Below are 15,258 nucleotides of genomic sequence, written 5' to 3'. Positions count from 1 at the left end.
GTTCGCAGGAGTAAAGATGAAAGCGACCGATGCAGAATTGGTCGCTTTTTTTGTTCCACGAAGAGGGTCGTAGATGATGAAGAGACAGAAGCGGGACCGTCTGGAAAGAGCTCGTGCTCGTGGTTATCAGGCTGGCGTGGTCGGCAAACAGAAAGAAGCGTGTCCGTATCAATGCCTGGATGCCCGAGGGCATTGGCTTGGTGGTTGGCGTGACGCCATGGAAGGGCGGGGCTCAGGCCTCTTCATGAAGTAGCAGGTACTTCATCACTCATTACAAAAGGAAAGGGGCCGTTGTGGCCCCTTTGCGTTAATGCTGTTTTACCACCAATCAGAGAGATCAGAATGCGGTGGTATCTTTGAACAGGCCCACTTTCAGGTCGGTGGCGCTGTAGATCGGACGGCCGTCGACTTCGACCACGCCATCAGCAATCCCCATCACCAGCTTGCGGTTGATGACACGCTTGAAGGTGATCTTGTAGGTCACTTTCTTGGCTGTCGGCAGGATCTGGCCGGTGAATTTCACTTCACCTACGCCCAGAGCACGACCCTTGCCGGGGCCACCTTTCCAGCCAAGGAAGAAGCCAACCAGCTGCCACATGGCGTCCAGACCGAGACAGCCAGGCATCACAGGATCACCCGGGAAGTGGCAATCGAAGAACCAGAGATCCGGAGTAATGTCGAGCTCAGCCAGGATCTCGCCCTTGCCGTGTTCGCCGCCGTTGTCATTGATCTTGACGATGCGGTCCATCATCAACATGTTGGGGGCAGGCAGCTGACTGTTACCCTCACCAAACAGTTCGCCACGGCTGCAAGCCAGCAGCTCTTCACGGGTAAAAGAGTTCTTGCCCTGTTCGCACAGGGAAAGGCGGGCTTCCATGGTGGTATTGTCTACGGTCACGCGGTATTTCCTTCAAATGGGTCAAAGCCGGGCCAATTTAGCTTACAGTTGTTCGCTAAACAACTCCGATCACTTCATCAGCGGCCAAACAGGCGCCCCAGCAGGGATTGCAGCAGTCCGACTTTGGCAGTGGAGCCGTTCAACTCGTCCAACCGCTCCTGAATACGGCCAAACAGGGTATCGGGCATATCAGGCTCACCGGCGACACAGCCAGTGAGCAACTCGATGGCCTCTTCCACATGATCCACCGGGTGGATGTGGAACTGGCCCGCTTCAACCGCTGCAATCACCTCGTCAGAGAGGTTCAATTGCTGAATGTTGGTGCCCGGCAAAATGATCCCTTGCTTGCCGGTGATGCCGTGGATTTTGCACACCCGGAAGAAGCCTTCAATCTTCTCGTTGACGCCACCAACGGCCTGCACATTGCCAAACTGATCGACCGCACCGGTCACGGCGAAGTGCTGATAGATAGGCTGGCGGGCGAGGGCAGAGAGCAGGGCACACAAGCCGGTCAGGGAGGCACTGTCACCATCAATTTCGTGGTAAGACTGCTCGAACACCAGATTCGCCGACAGGGGGGAGGGGTTCTCTGCACCAAATTTGTTGGAGAGATAGCCGTGGATAATCATCATCGCTTTGGCGTGGATATGACCAGCCAGCTCCGCTTTGCGCTCGATATCCGCCACATCGCCATCACCAAGGTGTACGGTCGCGGTGAGGCGCACCGGTTCACCGAAGTCATAGGGGTGACCGGAGACCTGAATGACAGACAGGCCGTTGATCTGGCCAATCTCTTCGCCATCGGTTTGCAGCAGGATCTGGCCGTCGATAACCCCCTGATCGGACTGCTCAACCAGATAGTTGAGGCGGTAATCCTGCTCTTCCAGTGCGCCGCGAATATGCTCGTCGGTGACCACATCAGATTCCAGCTCCCGGGCCAGACTGTCAGCCATCCGCATGATGGCGGAGAGTTGCACTTCGGAGAGCGACAGCCACTCCTGATGGTCACAGAGGCGGCTGGCATGACGACAAAGGGCGGCGAGGGCGGCTGGCGTGAAGTCCAGCAGGCTCCAACGCTGGCGCAGCCAAGCCAGGTACTGCAGAAATTCCTGCAGATCCTCTTCAATATTCACCTCTGACACCAGATCCGCGCGCAGGAAGATGCGCTCGGACATATCCCGATCCAGCATCTGGAACTCGGCCACGTCCAGTCGGTCACCCACCAGGATCAGCTTGAGCTTGATGGGGGTTGCTTCAGGCGCGAAGAAGGGGGTCAGAGTTTTCCCTTCCTGATAGGCGTTCCAGTCCAGCTCGCCTTTTTGCATGGCATTTTTCAGTTTGAACCAGAGGTGCGGCTGATCCAGCAGCTCGTCCAGTTGCAAAATGAGGTAGCCGCCGTTGGCTTCGCGTAGCAAGCCAGGCTCCAACAGGTGCTGGTTGGCATAGACAGAGCCTTGCTCTGTCTGGTAATTGATGGAGCCAAACAGGGTATCCCAGTTGAGATCACGGCCATAAATCACCGGCGCTTCCTGCGCTTCGTGGTGGATCAGCAGGTTGATCAGAATGGGGTGCTGGAACTCCAGACCCAATGCCACGTGAGCCGCCAGATCGGAGAGGAAATCATCGATTTTCGGATCATTGTTCTGCTTGCGCATGATGCGGGTCACGATGCGTTCGGCATCGAGATGGTGGCTCAACAGCTTGAGCAGCTCGCCAACCATTTCGCAAAACTCGACGCCGGTGCCCGGTTGCAGGCGCAGCCAGATAGGCTTGTAGGGGTTGTTCAGATTCTCGGTGTAGCAGAGATCAAACAGGTCACCATCCTTGCCATGGGAGTCGGCAATCAACGTTTGGCAAACGCCTTCGTAATCTGCGCCGGGGAATCCGTTGAGCAGCATAACTGGACAGTCACCATCAAAACTGGCAAGACGTTTGATGCCGGAAATGGCTCTGGGTTGCAGCGCAGCAAAGGGGATAGGTTCAAGCTCGCTGAGCGTGGGGAACTGTTCAATCGCAAAAGCGGGTTTTAATTGTTCTGATGTTAATTCAGCCACTTAAGACATCCGGTCGAAGATAGGATCAATTGTTGCCATTATACACAGTTCAATAAGTGGTGACAGGAAACAAGATATACGATTTAACATAATATACATTATGCGCAGTGATGGGTTTGTACGTTTTGGAGGTTTTCTCGATGAAACACAGCCGTCGCCCACAGGATCGACTCTCGCTGGATGTGTTAACCGCCGGTGTCGACCTGTTGGCACAACTGCGGCATCACCGGTTTCGGCAGTTGGATATCGCGGTGCCCGATGACCACCAGTTGTTGTGGTTTGACGTGTTCCCGTTGGCCGGTGCGTTGGCGCTGGTTCATCGGGACACCCCGTTGTGGGTCTGCCGCTGGCGGGTGGTCGACCGTGTGGCAGTTATCAACGACTGGCGGGCGTTTTGGTACACCCATCGACAGGATTTTGCCCATCTGCCGCTGGAGGCGATTTGTTGGCTATCCAGTCGTTACCAGGTGCAATGGGCCGCGCCCAGTGGCAGGCACTTTTGGCAGCGCTGCCTGCGGGAGGCCCGCGCCCGTGGCCTGTCGGTGAACGCTGGTGCCATCGGCCAGCTCTAAACATTGCTCACCGGGTTGGATGACTCGATTAGCCGTGCTCTACGGGCGCGACCTCGCGGCGTGCGGCATGTAGAACGTCGGACATTTCCCCTGGACTGATGCGCCGCACCACATCCACAGGCCGGGCGCTGCCTAGCCAGCCATTCGCTGACTGGAACCAGATCGCCATCGCCACAGGACCGCGCTGCGCTTGCAGGACGCTGATGATCTGGTCCAGTTCTGGCGATGCCGGCAGGTTCAGCTCAGACAGGCTCAGCACATATCCTTTGGCCAGCAGCTCCTCGCGGGTTGCGACCCGAAAAGGTGATTTCTCTCCCATTATTATCTCCTCTGGTGTGGGTCTACTCTGTGAGACATGTTGAAGGTCAAAACAGAGGTTTTGAAGGTCAAAAAGCAGATGTTGAAGGTCAATTATCACCGACTCTTTACAAACAATGCCGATAACCCCATTTATCGGCATCAGCGCAGAGCGGGAAATCGGCTGCCAGCTATTTATCGCCACAGTGACCGAAATTCAGGCGTTTATGGGCCCGCCGCCTGCCCGCCGTGCGCGAGCGCCCGTCGGCCATCCGTCTGGCCCTAGGGGCGCCTGCGGCGCCCGGGGTGTTGGCATCAGCGCCTGGCGAGCTGGACCCCCTGCTCCAGCGCATCCACCCATAACGACCGATCGGTGATCTTCCAGAGGTCCGGACCATTCGGACCGCCCATCACAACGATATGCCCCCCTCCTCTCTCCAGTGCCGCACATCGCCCCAGGTCAGCGAGACCTCACAGCGCCCGTCAGCCCCCTCCTGACAGAGCAGCAGATCAGTTTTTCCAGCGTATCGCTGCCAGCCGTGGTACGCCAGCACCGGCAACGCGGGTGCAGCGGGTGCCGCTGGAGCCAGGGTCGGCACTGCACCGGAGGGTTCCTGGTAGAGCGGCAGTTCGAGTTCGGTCCCCTGCCCCGCCTCCACCTGGGCGACGTCTGATGCGGGGCCCTTTTTGGCTGCCACCCCAGAGAACGAGACGATCATCATGGCCACGCCGCCGACTATGGCACCCAGAGGTAAAAGGGTTTTTTTGATGATCGGCCACCACGACTGCGGTTTGTGCGTGTTCTCTACTGTGCTTTTATACAGTGAAAAGATGGTTTTATTGAATTTTCTCTTTTCAGGGATTGGTTTGAGTCTCGGCTGGCAGGCCGTTTCGCAGTAACTCCATTCATACCAAACCGAGTGCTCCTGTGCCCGAGGGCGATACGCGTGCAGATGGCGCCCCACCAGAGCCCGGATATCCTGGTCAACCAACCCAGGGTGCTGAGTCAGGAGAATTAGATCGATCCCTTTGTGACGGTGCGTGTTGAGCGCTGCGACGCTCTCGGGGCGTTTGGACCCGCTCGGTCTGGAGGGCCAAAAATCCTGGCACTCATCCACGACGATCAGGCTGCCCTCGGGCAGGTCCATCCAGCGCAGCGGGTCGAACTCTGCCACGGCGCCGATTTCGGGAGCCAAATCGTTGACGTTCGAAAAAATCAGTCTCGAGCGGGTTTTCGGATCGTCGTCGTTACGCAGCTCGGCGAGGAGCTCCACACAGCGGAGTGTTTTTCCGGCGCCAGGCGTGCCGGTGATGAGCGTGATCATTCCGTTATCTCTTTTTGGTCACTGTTACCATTATTTGGGGAGGAACCGAGTTGCGGCACTTAGGGTCAGCGCCGCTGCTTGACCGGCAAACCATGCGGAAATGGGGACATCAGCGTGCATGTACCCCATCAGCGCCAACAGATCGGCAGGGATGCCGCCGAACAGCCCCTGTATCCGGGTCATGGCCAGAGTCAGCAGCTCCGAGAATCCGATCATCGATACGATCCCCACACCCAGCGCTAACAGCGCACGGGCGAGGATGCTACCGATCACCGTACTGGTTAACGCAGCCCACATATCAGGCCCCTCCTGTACGCACACGAAGCACGATGGACAAAAAGATCAGGATCGCCGTGAGGTCTGATGCTGGCACCACATAGGTGCCGATTAATGGGCAAAAATCGCGCTCGTATTGGGAAAAATCGATGCGCCACTCAGGCCAGCGGTCGATCGGAGTGACTGGTCCAGGCAGCGAGCAGCTGCGCGGCAACCAGCCCCAGCTGTCAGGGGTGAACCATGCCCGGACATCAATAACGCTTCGGTCGACATCGTCCATGCTGGCATCGGGTGGGAGCTCGGTCTCGCCCTCCCCCGGCTGGGTGGTCTCGGGATCCTGCTCGAGATCCTCGACCCGCAGCGGCTCCCAGAGCTCGGCGGGGAGCACATCGTTCAGTGCGAGCGGGCCGATCACCTCGGGTGTCATTAGCCCCTGGGTCAGCTCGGCGGGGGTCAGCGGGGTGCTAACGGCAGGCATCTCGAGCTGTTTTTCAGGTTGAGGGCGGATGATCTCGCGCATCCCACGGACAGAAACAGCCGGGTTGCTGGCCTCGACGTACCAGACGTCGCGCTGGGTGTCACTGCCGACCCCGTACTCGTTGAGCCAGGTCGGGTCGGGGTTCCAGGGATACGCCGGGGGGAGACGTAGCACCAGCCGAGTCGGCGCGCTGCCCCAGGCGTAGCAGGGGAGGTATGCGTAGGAGTTGTGTTTTGCCCCGCCTGCGTCGGCGACAGAGACCAGGTTTGACTCGCACAGCTGCCAGGCGGGCATCGTGCTGGGGCGGATGGCCACGCCATTTTCGACCTGCACCTCGGGCCAGAGCTGGGTCAGGGAGCCCCGCATCGCCTCGGCCAGCAACAGGGCGATCGACGCGCTGGCGACCAGCCGCCCGCCGAGGATCCGCGTGGCCAATGCGCCGCCCTGGGCAGCGATGGGTCTGAGCGCGACGGCAGATCGGCGCACGTTCCCGAGCCTATCGGTCCAGCGCACCAGGGCACTGGCGCGGCCATCGACGACCCGATTCAGCGTCTCGATCGTACCGGTCCGCCCATCGACGAACGGCACGTTCAGCGCCGCATTGGCTGGTGCTGTCAGTGCCAGGGCAACCAGCGCGGCCCCGAGTTTCAGCGGAAAACGATCCATAATGCCCCCGCGAATGCGAAAAAGACAAACAATCCCATGACAAAAATCCCTCTCAATTTCGGTAACGGTTACCAATAAAAAAGGCCCCTTTCGGGGCCTCGTGCCTTAGCCTCTCCCGCCCATCGCGCTGCGCACGATGTGGAGCAATTTCACGGCGGCCGTGATCCCCAAAACGATCGCGCCCACGTCCACCACGGCACCAGTCCCGCCCGACATTGCCGAGGTGGCGGCGGTTACGAGTTGTGCACCGATATCTGCTGTACCTTCCATAAAAATCCCTCTATTTCAGTATTTTAGTTACGACCCGGACCACCCAGGCCGTTCCCCAGAGAGCGGCCACGGAGGCCGCCAGTTCTACACCCTGCTCAGGTGTGAGACTGAGCAGGATCTCTAACGCGCTCATGCCGAGCCCGCCATTTTGAGACGATAATCCGCCAGCATTAGCCCCGCTGGCGACGAGACGACCGGCAGTGCCACGAGAGTGCCGACGAGGCCCAGCAGATGCTGCTCCTGAGCGGAACCGACAAAACCTGCGGGGCAGAGCACCACGAACAAATCGGCCTCGGCCTCCAGGATCAGCAGGTTGGCGGGATCCGCATCGGTGGCACTGCGCTCGATGCGATCGACGTGGGTCAGCACCGCGTGCAGGACCAGACCGAGGCTGTCAGTGACGATGGCGGCCATCAGCTCTGCGCCTCGGGATCCCGGTACTGTGTGTCCAGCACGCGGGCCCCATCGATCTCGTGCCCCGGCACGACGCAAAATCCCATTTTTTCCCCGACCAGCCGTTCAAAATGCGCTGCGGGATCGGGCAGGAGTTGCAGTGCTAGCGGTGGGATGATCACATCGACGTCGCCCTCTGCTGTACGCACGACAACAGAAAAATCCCGAGCCTGTTTAACGCCGGCCAGCACGCCGGTGACAGTCGCCATAGCCATACCTAGATCCCCAAAATTTGCTGTTTAGAGTCCAGCATCAACGCGTACCCTGCCCCGCGTTTTCCCGTGTAGCTCTGCACCCAGACAGGCAGGGAGAGCACCTGGCCACGCAGCCCATCGAGCTGGCGCGGCAGACCTGCATCGACGGCGGCCTGCGGCAGCCTGACCTCGACCAGCTCACTGATCTCACCGCCATAGGCGTCGACGGTGGTCACCCGAACGCCAGCGGTGTGTCTGATGATCTGGCTATCGCCGTTGCGGAATGAGTCGGTTTTTACCCCGGCGATTTCACCGACGAGATAGAGGCCTGATGCGCCTACTGACGGAGCGGTTTTGTCGTTCATCTGAATCAACCCTTTTTGGTAACAGTTACTAAAATTGGTGCCATAAAACCCCCTCACACCAGCCGTAGCTGCGGATGGCGGGGTACGGCGGGAACACGGAGATCGGCCACATCCGACTGGACGACGATCAGATCCCAGTCGACTTCGGGCGGGAACAGCCCAGCGTGGGAGCTCAGGCCGTGACCGGCCGAGCGGTCGAGGAATGCAAAAATTTCGGCATCGGTATCAGGGCGCGTATCGACCGGACCACAGAGGCCATCGTCGGAGCCGATGCAGTCGACCAGACCGTCGCCCACGGCGCGGCGGTGACGGTGCGGTACGGACATGAAATCCTGATCGTCCAGCCAGCGGGACAGATCGGCCGGTTTGAACCAGCTAGGCGCGGAGTTGACTGCCTGCACCTCGAGCACCGACCGGAGAGAGACCACGACACCGGCAGCGAGGCGGCTCTCAGCGGTCCCGTCACAGGACTGGAGAGCGGCCAGCGAGATCCCTGCGTCGACGAGCTCGCCGATCGTCCTGTACCAGGTCGCCTGAGATGCAGGAGGCGACAATTTGGCGGCTGTCCAGCCGCGATCGATGATCGCCCGCAGGTGGGTCAGGGCGCGGCGCGTGCCCATGCTGCGGGCACGCCCAACGGCATTTTCCTCGTAATAGGTGGTAATTTTCTGCTCGAGTTCAGTCTCATTTGCGAGCGACATAGACGGGTCTCCCCAGAGTGCTGTTAGGACCGGGCGCCACACGTGTGCCCAGAGGCTGTGTACAAAATTCGTTCCGGTCTCAGCGAGCTGGCGCTCGCACCGGATGAGGTCGACGGCGGTGCCGCCCCAGTCGGTGATACCCAGGCGTGCGAGCTGACCGACCAGCCCGCGGCGCATGGTCCGGGCCTCGAGGCGCAGCAGCTTTTCGCAGTACGCCTGATATTCTGGGTCGGATAGGGCCTCGACCCGAGCTTCGAGGGCAGCGTTACCGGGGTCGCGACGGAGCTCCTGAGTCAGGCGTTTTTCCTCCTCGCGGGCCTCGGGGCCCTTGGGGTAGGTAGCCCCGCGCTGGTGCTCGGAGTTCGGGTTGACGTACACCGTGTCGCCGGATTTGGCGAGGAGCTTCTGCTCACGCTCGGCGTAGATGCCCATAGACCCGGCGGCGTGGACGTGACCTATCTGCACGTGACTGATGCGTTTCAGCAGGGCGCTGACGTCAGCCGCGGTGGCGCAATGCACGCCAGAGGTCGAGTCGACCCGCATGACCTGACACCCAGCCACATCGACCAGGGCGGCGAGGTCCGGGCAGCCACGGACAAACGCGCTCATCGCGATCGGGAGGGCTTGACCGAGTGTGTGGATGTCGCTGAACGCGTTGAAACCGTAGGAAATTTTGGTCGGATTGATTTTCGCGGAGACGTAGGGATCCAGTCCCAACCGAGCATTACCACGAGGATAAATTTTTATCGCCATCGACCCGAGATGGGACTCGATGGATTCGAATGGGGTTTTCAGTTCGTCCGTGATCACTGACCCGTCGGGCTGGAACGTGACCTCTGCACACAGGCGCAGGTCAGGCACCAACGAGGCCAATTTTTTCAGATCGACGTCAAAAGTTTTTTCGGTGGCGAGGCTGACGATGCCGTCGGATTCGACCGCATCGGAGGCGCCCACACAGCAGCGTGGGTCGAAAACGAACGGGAATCGCAGCTCAACGAAATCGTTGAATACCACGAACGACGAGAGCGCCGTTTCGATGGCAGTACTGAGAGGGGTTTTCTGTGATACCGAATCCATGCGCCTATCCGAGACAATGCAGTGAAAAAAAATCCGGCCTCGGCGCCAAGGCCGGACCAAAACATAATTTTTTTCATTACCCCGGAGGGTGCACTGCCCGAAGGCATCATATCCCGAAGGATTTGATTGAGACACGAACGTGTCTCGAACTGACCGCCCCGCATAAAATCACGGGACTCGATCATCCTGCCACAGGGTCAGACGGAACACAACCGATTTTTACAGGTGAATACAGACCCCAAAAAAGGCTAAAAACAAAGCCTCAAACGACACCGAATTTATCACGGTGAGAATTGGGTGGGAGATTACAGTGCTCCCACCCGACCCAACCACCCTCCCCCAGACCGACCCGACACACAACAATAAAAACCGCCCCTACGGGGTTGCGCTCTCTGCCGCTGGGCAGGCCGACCGGCGTGGGTGGTCGTACTGATGACCACCCGTGCGGACGGCAGAATCAGGGCTCTGGCTCACCGGCCACCGCCCGGTTGAACTCGGCGAACTCCGGTGCCTGCTCCTCCCAGAGCTCAATGGCCAAAGACAGCAGCTCGATCAGCGCCCTGTTGGCGTCATAGTCATCAACCAGAGTATCCAGCAGCGCCAGCGCCTGCTCGTAATCCTCCTGGCAATGGATCTCGCCCATCATTCTGCCACCGGTGCCAGCTGCGCCAGCGTGGCGGACCGGATCGATTCCAGGATGGAGGCAGCGTGTTCAGGAGGAATCGGGGCGTCGAGACCTGCCACGAGGGCGCGAATGTGGGTGTCGAGCGCATCGATGGCCGCTCTGTCAAACGTCACAGTGACGCTGCGGGCCCGTTGGCGTTGGCGGTATCTGGCCTGTTTTTGGGCTGGGGTCAGTGCCGTTCCTGTGCTGGGGCGGCCACGGCGGCGGGGTGTGGGGAGCAGTTCGGAGGTGGAATGATCATGGGGGGCGCGCATCGGATATCCATTCTGGTAATAGTGACCAAAATAGAATAGCACTATTTATGGTAACTGTTACCAAAAATAAAGGCGGGCATCCATGATGCTCGCCTTGGTGCAAGAGATACCGCAACTTTATCAGATCAAGGTCGCCTTACCGTCGATGAACACGAGGCGTTTGCCGTCCTCACGAGGAGCAACACGCGGAAGGATCGTGTTGGTGTTACCCAGAACGAACATGCCATGCTCGAGATGGAAATATGCGTCAGGGGCGTCGTTCTTGGGATTCAGCACTGCGCCCTTATCGTTACGCATAACATATACCCCGTACTGGCCCGCTGGCAACGGCATGACTTGACCGAACTCGCTGCCATTAGCCGGTCGGACAATCTTCACGTACATGTTGAAACTCTTGTACGCGGGATCGAAGCAGCTATAGTCGAAATCCGATTTCCCAACCCAGTCCGCTTCTTGACAGACATAGGCATCCAGATTTGGTTTCTCAAAGAAGCCTTTAAGACCCGAAAACTCATCTGCATCTTTCGCTCTTTTCTCGAAGTTAGCCTTCACAACCCGCAGTACGGTATCCGCCGATTTGAAGTCTTCGCCGGGTTGGAGCTTTGCGGTGACGATCTGTGCAATATCGAGCGGATATTGGTCTGCCAACCCTGTGATGAATCCCAACCCCAACCCTAGTCCGCCACCGGCAATCGACCCCATACTACCGGCCAAGTCGCTCGATAACAGCATGGCATTGCTGGTAGAGGTGACCACGCTATCCAACCCTTTGTCGTAGGCGTTGTCCGAGAACATGTATGGATAACCGGCATAGGCTGCAACGTTCAACGCCACGCTCTTACTCTTATCCTGAACGAATGGCTGCCCCATATCCTTGGGGGCGGAGGAGCAACCCGTTATGGCTGCAATTGAAAATACAGATGCAACAATAAAATCCCTTTTCATTTTTGTTTTCTCACAGAGCCGGGCGCACCGGCAGTTTGATGGAGTCATTTGATTTCGTGGGGGATTCTACTGGCAATATTTTCGCGCGATCTAGGCCTACTTCTATTTTTTCTCACAGAACGTGATGGAGATAGAAAATGACAATGACGCCTAGTGGTGGGTGCGGAGAGAAAGGATGCAACTGACGCATAATAGACATTATGTTACGGGCGGGAATTGGTATAACGATGCCGCTTCGCGGCCCACGTTCTACCAACCCCCGTCAGCACAAGTGCTGCAAACCCTCAACATAATGCTCGCATTATGCGCAGTCATGCCTGTGGGTAGAGCAAAGGGGCCAGAGGCCCCTTGAACATCAACTCACCAACGAGTTGGCCTAGAAGGTTCATCCTCAATGAAACCACCCAAAAAATAACCATGCGTGTGCATCTGTGGCCATAACTCTTCGACTCTATCTCGACTAAGGCCAGACAGACGTGCAACTTGGTCCTTTGTAACGATCCGCTTTGGTGTCGCCAAAAGCATGCTAATTGCTTCACTAAAAGCCAAGATTTCACGTTCAGCAGTTGTGGATGGGAACAAATGCGGATGCTTCGTTACCACCTTGTTCCAAGCCTCCTCAAAAGCAACTGCATTCATATTCATTTGTATAGCAATCTCAGATTTCCGACGCTCAACATCATGAGGGTTATCCATGATGACTTTCTCGAGATCTGCCTGAAGCGTTTTGGCTTTTGTGGCCAAGAAAATGTAACGAAAAAGCAAAATTGGAAGCCAGATTGGCATCATGGGCAGCCAAATGGGCATCAAGAGCAGCAACATTAAAAGGGCAGAAAATGGATCTTGTTTAGCCCTCCTAGCCATAAAATCACCTGAATAAATAGTTGAATGACCCGGATGCCGATAAATGGTGTTATCGGCATTATCGTGAGAGATAACAAGGATTATTAAAAGAAGTAGCCCGCAGCTTTTCCTTAGCTTAAAGGTTCGGAAATCGATCGGGATCGAGGCTACACACAGACCTCCAGCGATCTGACTGCCCAAAGCAGAAGGACAATATCTGGTTGATTCCCCCTGCAGATGCTCTTGCAGCGACAACAGAATAACATAGTCAACCGCCCTGCCCCACATCACCGAAATGTCCCATTTTGAGGTAAGAGTTTACTATTAAATCAATACATTGTGCGGAATCCCCCTCACTTATTGAGCGTTATGTTTGATTTTCACCGTTATAACTATCGTCATTACCGTGAATATTCTTGGAAATATCTGTCCCCTACTTGAGAGGTCTCTCTCTGGAAATATTGATACTCCTTCTTGTAAAACAGCCATAAAAAATGCCGACTATCACGATAGACTCCCCTCCCCTTAAACCGTCACGGCTTATTAGGCTTGAAGAGTATTCGCCATTTCATTTTGGAAGTCGGGTCAATTCATATTCAAGGCACGTTTGGCGATGGCCAATGTGGGTGGCTGGCAGGTCAAGTAGAGGTTGCTGTTGAACTGCTGCAATATGCGTTTGAGCTCGTTCATATCATCGGGATGGAGGGTTAAGGACCAGAGTGCTCTGGGCTGGCCGTGATGGAGGCCATTGGTATAGATAATGGTGCAATCTTCGATACGCAACTCTTTGCAGTGGGCCTCCATCTGCAGGCCCACATCCGGAAACCAGATATGCAGTGTGCCTGAAGAGATAAAGGTGAACTGGGCCATGAGCGACCCTTTGCCAACGATCCTGAAGGTCTTTTCCACCACTGCCACTTGCATATCCGCTCCTTGGCCTCTCGTTAATATTAACATCAATATCACCAATGATGACTGGATATGCAAGTGTGATGACAAGGCGCAGTTCAAACCGAATATGATTGCTTCCGGCATGTTACTTAGCTTTCGGCATCAGGTGGTCTCGGTGTTTCAGCAAGCAATTTCGTTTTTTGCTTCTCTGTTATGCGATAAATATGTATGCCACAGATGGCAAGGTGCCTGTTCTGAATCATCCATGTGAGCCAAAAATATTTCCTGAACCGATTGCCATCCAGAGAAGTACAACATTGCCGCGCCAACTTCTATGACATCCCAAACAAGCCATTCTGTGTTCTAAGAGCAGTCAATACAAATCAGGGGCATGTCACGTTGTTCGTTAGCTTTTGTGAGCGTTATCTCTCACTTGTTGGTTCAATCGGTCCAGCGGCTTTTGCTGGGCGCTCTCATGTCGTTCACTGTTGCTGGTGTGCAGGTATTTCGAAGTGGTGTCGATGCTGTCATGTCCTGCATCGGCTTGTACGTGGGAGAGCGGCCGCCCGTGCAGATTGATGTCATGGGTGATCCCGGTATGGCGGATTGCATGGGGAGACAGTTGCCGCATTTCGGCTGCATCCTGGGCAAATCCATCCTGCTCTGCCAATTCTGCCCCTTTACCGATGATCACCATGATCAAATCCCGTAGCTGGCGAATTCCCAGGTTGGCGTTGATCTCCCCCTGCTCGCGGCCGTGGGCTGCCGCTTTATGGCGAACGAACAGTGGTGTCTGTTCATCCGGTGTCGGCAAGAGAGAGAGACCGAGGAAGCGGCGGTAGCGTTCGAGTGCCGCCAGCAGCGCTTGGGATACCGCTACGGTACGCCGTTTGCCCCCTTTGCTTTGCGGAATAAAGTAGCCCCAGACGCCGGTTTTGCGATCCCGCCTGAACTGCCCCATCACAGGGGTAAAGCCTGGCCGGGCTGCAACCTCAGAGATCCGCAGATAGCAGGCGTACATCAGAATGGTGAGAAAACGGCTGCGCTCGTGTTGCTCCGGATGGTCGTTGGCAAGGGTATCGGCGGCCTGCATCACGTATGACCACTGCAATTCGCTGAAGGCCTGCACCTGATCATCGGCCTCCTGCTGTTGCGGCCGTTTGACCCGCTGCAGTAGCAGAGCGGGATTCCTGTCCATGTACTCCTCCTGGATCAGGAACTGGAAGAAGGCCGACAGGATGGCGAGCTTTGTCTTCATCGCCTGCTCGCTAAGACGATAGGGCAAGTTGCGGCCCAGCTCCCGCTTGCCGAGAAACGGTCGCCATTGCGGATTGGGCAACCGCTCCCCCCACTCCTTGTCGAGGATAAACTGCGCCACGTTGCGATAGGCGATCAACTCGTCAGGGGGGGACTGACAGTAGTCGAGATAGCGGATCATGATGCGGCGAGTGAGATCTTTCGGGCTGATGGCCGCCTCGCGAAAGCACCAGTGCAAAAAAGTGGTCAGTTCGCTGCGATATGTTTTGTAGTTGTTTTCGCTGTTGCGCTGCTCCAGCAGCCAATCGACCGCCAGTTCGTAAACCAGACCGGCATCGGGTACATCGTTGAGGCTGAGGTTGGCAAGGTACTGATTGACCTGCGGGTTACCGGCCTCCAGATAGATAAGGCTGTCAAACAGCGGCATGGCTGGCGGCAAGGATAATGGTTGTTGAGTCATGGTTTTGCTTGTTGATGCTGAGATGAGTCGATATGAGCCTGTGAGCCGAGTTGCTAGAAAAGGGCTCGTGATACATGAATGTGGCTTCTATTGGGATTGGTACTGCCTCTTGTTGTTGCTGATTAAGGTCACCAGGAGCGGTCTGGATAACGTTCTCTCCACTATTTGCTCATTATTTCCTCATAGATCTGGCTGGTGTCGCTCAGTGGTTCACGCTATTCAGTTATGCATGGGATATGTAGCATGGTTAAAAAATTCTCGGGGTAAATAGCCGTGAAAATGGTTTTAAATGCAATT

18 protein-coding genes are annotated in these 15,258 nt (G+C 56.7%); 2 read left to right on the top strand and 16 right to left on the bottom strand.

The window, feature by feature from the left end; translation table 11 throughout:
• Window positions 1-73 precede the first annotated feature (73 nt).
• Entirely contained in the window at window positions 74-253 is a 180-nt protein-coding gene (rmf, locus tag WBR25_RS10215) for a ribosome modulation factor (RefSeq protein WP_005315693.1), read from the top strand.
• A gap of 84 nt (window positions 254-337) precedes the next feature.
• Here the strand turns inward: rmf and fabA are convergent, their stop codons facing one another.
• Together fabA and WBR25_RS10205 are read right to left on the bottom strand one after the other, a co-directional pair.
• On the bottom strand, window positions 338-898 hold the full coding sequence (fabA, locus tag WBR25_RS10210; RefSeq protein WP_005336586.1) for a 3-hydroxyacyl-[acyl-carrier-protein] dehydratase FabA: 561 nt from the start codon (window positions 896-898) through the stop codon (window positions 338-340).
• A gap of 77 nt (window positions 899-975) precedes the next feature.
• Window positions 976-2,952: a Lon protease family protein gene (locus tag WBR25_RS10205; RefSeq protein ID WP_106843382.1), complete on the bottom strand. Its 1,977-nt coding sequence runs from the start codon at window positions 2,950-2,952 to the stop codon at window positions 976-978.
• A 140-nt stretch (window positions 2,953-3,092) separates the two neighbouring features.
• Between WBR25_RS10205 and WBR25_RS10200 the strand changes: the two genes are divergently transcribed.
• Window positions 3,093-3,524, top strand: a complete 432-nt coding sequence (locus WBR25_RS10200) for a hypothetical protein (protein WP_236380604.1) — start codon at window positions 3,093-3,095, stop codon at window positions 3,522-3,524.
• A gap of 28 nt (window positions 3,525-3,552) precedes the next feature.
• Here the strand turns inward: WBR25_RS10200 and WBR25_RS10195 are convergent, their stop codons facing one another.
• The 14 genes from WBR25_RS10195 to WBR25_RS10130 all read right to left on the bottom strand — a co-directional run bounded on the left by WBR25_RS10195 (window position 3,553) and on the right by WBR25_RS10130 (window position 14,928).
• Window positions 3,553-3,843: a hypothetical protein gene (locus tag WBR25_RS10195; RefSeq protein WP_236380603.1), complete on the bottom strand. Its 291-nt coding sequence runs from the start codon at window positions 3,841-3,843 to the stop codon at window positions 3,553-3,555.
• Window positions 3,844-4,231: 388 nt separating this feature from the next.
• On the bottom strand, window positions 4,232-5,146 hold the full coding sequence (locus tag WBR25_RS10190) for a zonular occludens toxin domain-containing protein (RefSeq protein WP_479749802.1): 915 nt from the start codon (window positions 5,144-5,146) through the stop codon (window positions 4,232-4,234).
• Window positions 5,147-5,176: 30 nt separating this feature from the next.
• Window positions 5,177-5,443, bottom strand: coding sequence for a DUF2523 family protein (locus WBR25_RS10185; protein ID WP_479749800.1), 267 nt, complete (start codon window positions 5,441-5,443; stop codon window positions 5,177-5,179).
• A gap of 1 nt (window position 5,444) precedes the next feature.
• Complete coding sequence (locus WBR25_RS10180) at window positions 5,445-6,566, bottom strand: hypothetical protein (RefSeq protein WP_479749798.1); 1,122 nt, start codon at window positions 6,564-6,566, stop codon at window positions 5,445-5,447.
• A gap of 105 nt (window positions 6,567-6,671) precedes the next feature.
• Window positions 6,672-6,836: a major capsid protein gene (locus tag WBR25_RS10175; protein ID WP_479749797.1), complete on the bottom strand. Its 165-nt coding sequence runs from the start codon at window positions 6,834-6,836 to the stop codon at window positions 6,672-6,674.
• 129 nt (window positions 6,837-6,965) lie between these two features.
• The gene (locus WBR25_RS10170; RefSeq protein WP_479749796.1) at window positions 6,966-7,250 is read right to left on the bottom strand and encodes a hypothetical protein; all 285 of its coding nucleotides are present in this window, start codon (window positions 7,248-7,250) and stop codon (window positions 6,966-6,968) included.
• Window positions 7,250-7,504 (bottom strand): hypothetical protein, encoded by a 255-nt coding sequence (locus tag WBR25_RS10165; protein WP_330124251.1) that lies wholly within the window; start codon window positions 7,502-7,504, stop codon window positions 7,250-7,252. Before WBR25_RS10165 ends, WBR25_RS10170 begins: the two co-directional genes overlap by 1 nt.
• 2 nt (window positions 7,505-7,506) lie before the next feature.
• On the bottom strand, window positions 7,507-7,848 hold the full coding sequence (locus tag WBR25_RS10160) for a DNA-binding protein (protein ID WP_429187532.1): 342 nt from the start codon (window positions 7,846-7,848) through the stop codon (window positions 7,507-7,509).
• Window positions 7,849-7,901: 53 nt separating this feature from the next.
• Window positions 7,902-9,626, bottom strand: a complete 1,725-nt coding sequence (locus WBR25_RS10155) for a phage/plasmid replication protein, II/X family (RefSeq protein WP_479749795.1) — start codon at window positions 9,624-9,626, stop codon at window positions 7,902-7,904.
• A gap of 457 nt (window positions 9,627-10,083) precedes the next feature.
• Window positions 10,084-10,272: a hypothetical protein gene (locus tag WBR25_RS10150; RefSeq protein ID WP_421182062.1), complete on the bottom strand. Its 189-nt coding sequence runs from the start codon at window positions 10,270-10,272 to the stop codon at window positions 10,084-10,086.
• Between the two features lie 413 nt (window positions 10,273-10,685).
• Entirely contained in the window at window positions 10,686-11,510 is an 825-nt protein-coding gene (locus WBR25_RS10145; protein ID WP_219277905.1) for a hypothetical protein, read from the bottom strand.
• 360 nt (window positions 11,511-11,870) lie between these two features.
• Window positions 11,871-12,644, bottom strand: a complete 774-nt coding sequence (locus WBR25_RS10140) for a hypothetical protein (protein ID WP_479749793.1) — start codon at window positions 12,642-12,644, stop codon at window positions 11,871-11,873.
• Window positions 12,645-12,938: 294 nt separating this feature from the next.
• Window positions 12,939-13,277 (bottom strand): hypothetical protein, encoded by a 339-nt coding sequence (locus WBR25_RS10135; RefSeq protein ID WP_005333109.1) that lies wholly within the window; start codon window positions 13,275-13,277, stop codon window positions 12,939-12,941.
• 373 nt (window positions 13,278-13,650) lie between these two features.
• Window positions 13,651-14,928 (bottom strand): tyrosine-type recombinase/integrase, encoded by a 1,278-nt coding sequence (locus WBR25_RS10130; RefSeq protein ID WP_479749905.1) that lies wholly within the window; start codon window positions 14,926-14,928, stop codon window positions 13,651-13,653.
• Window positions 14,929-15,258 lie beyond the last annotated feature (330 nt).

This window comes from Aeromonas sp. MTB, from assembly GCF_056632455.1.
This window is presented reverse-complemented; position numbering and strand designations above follow the sequence as displayed.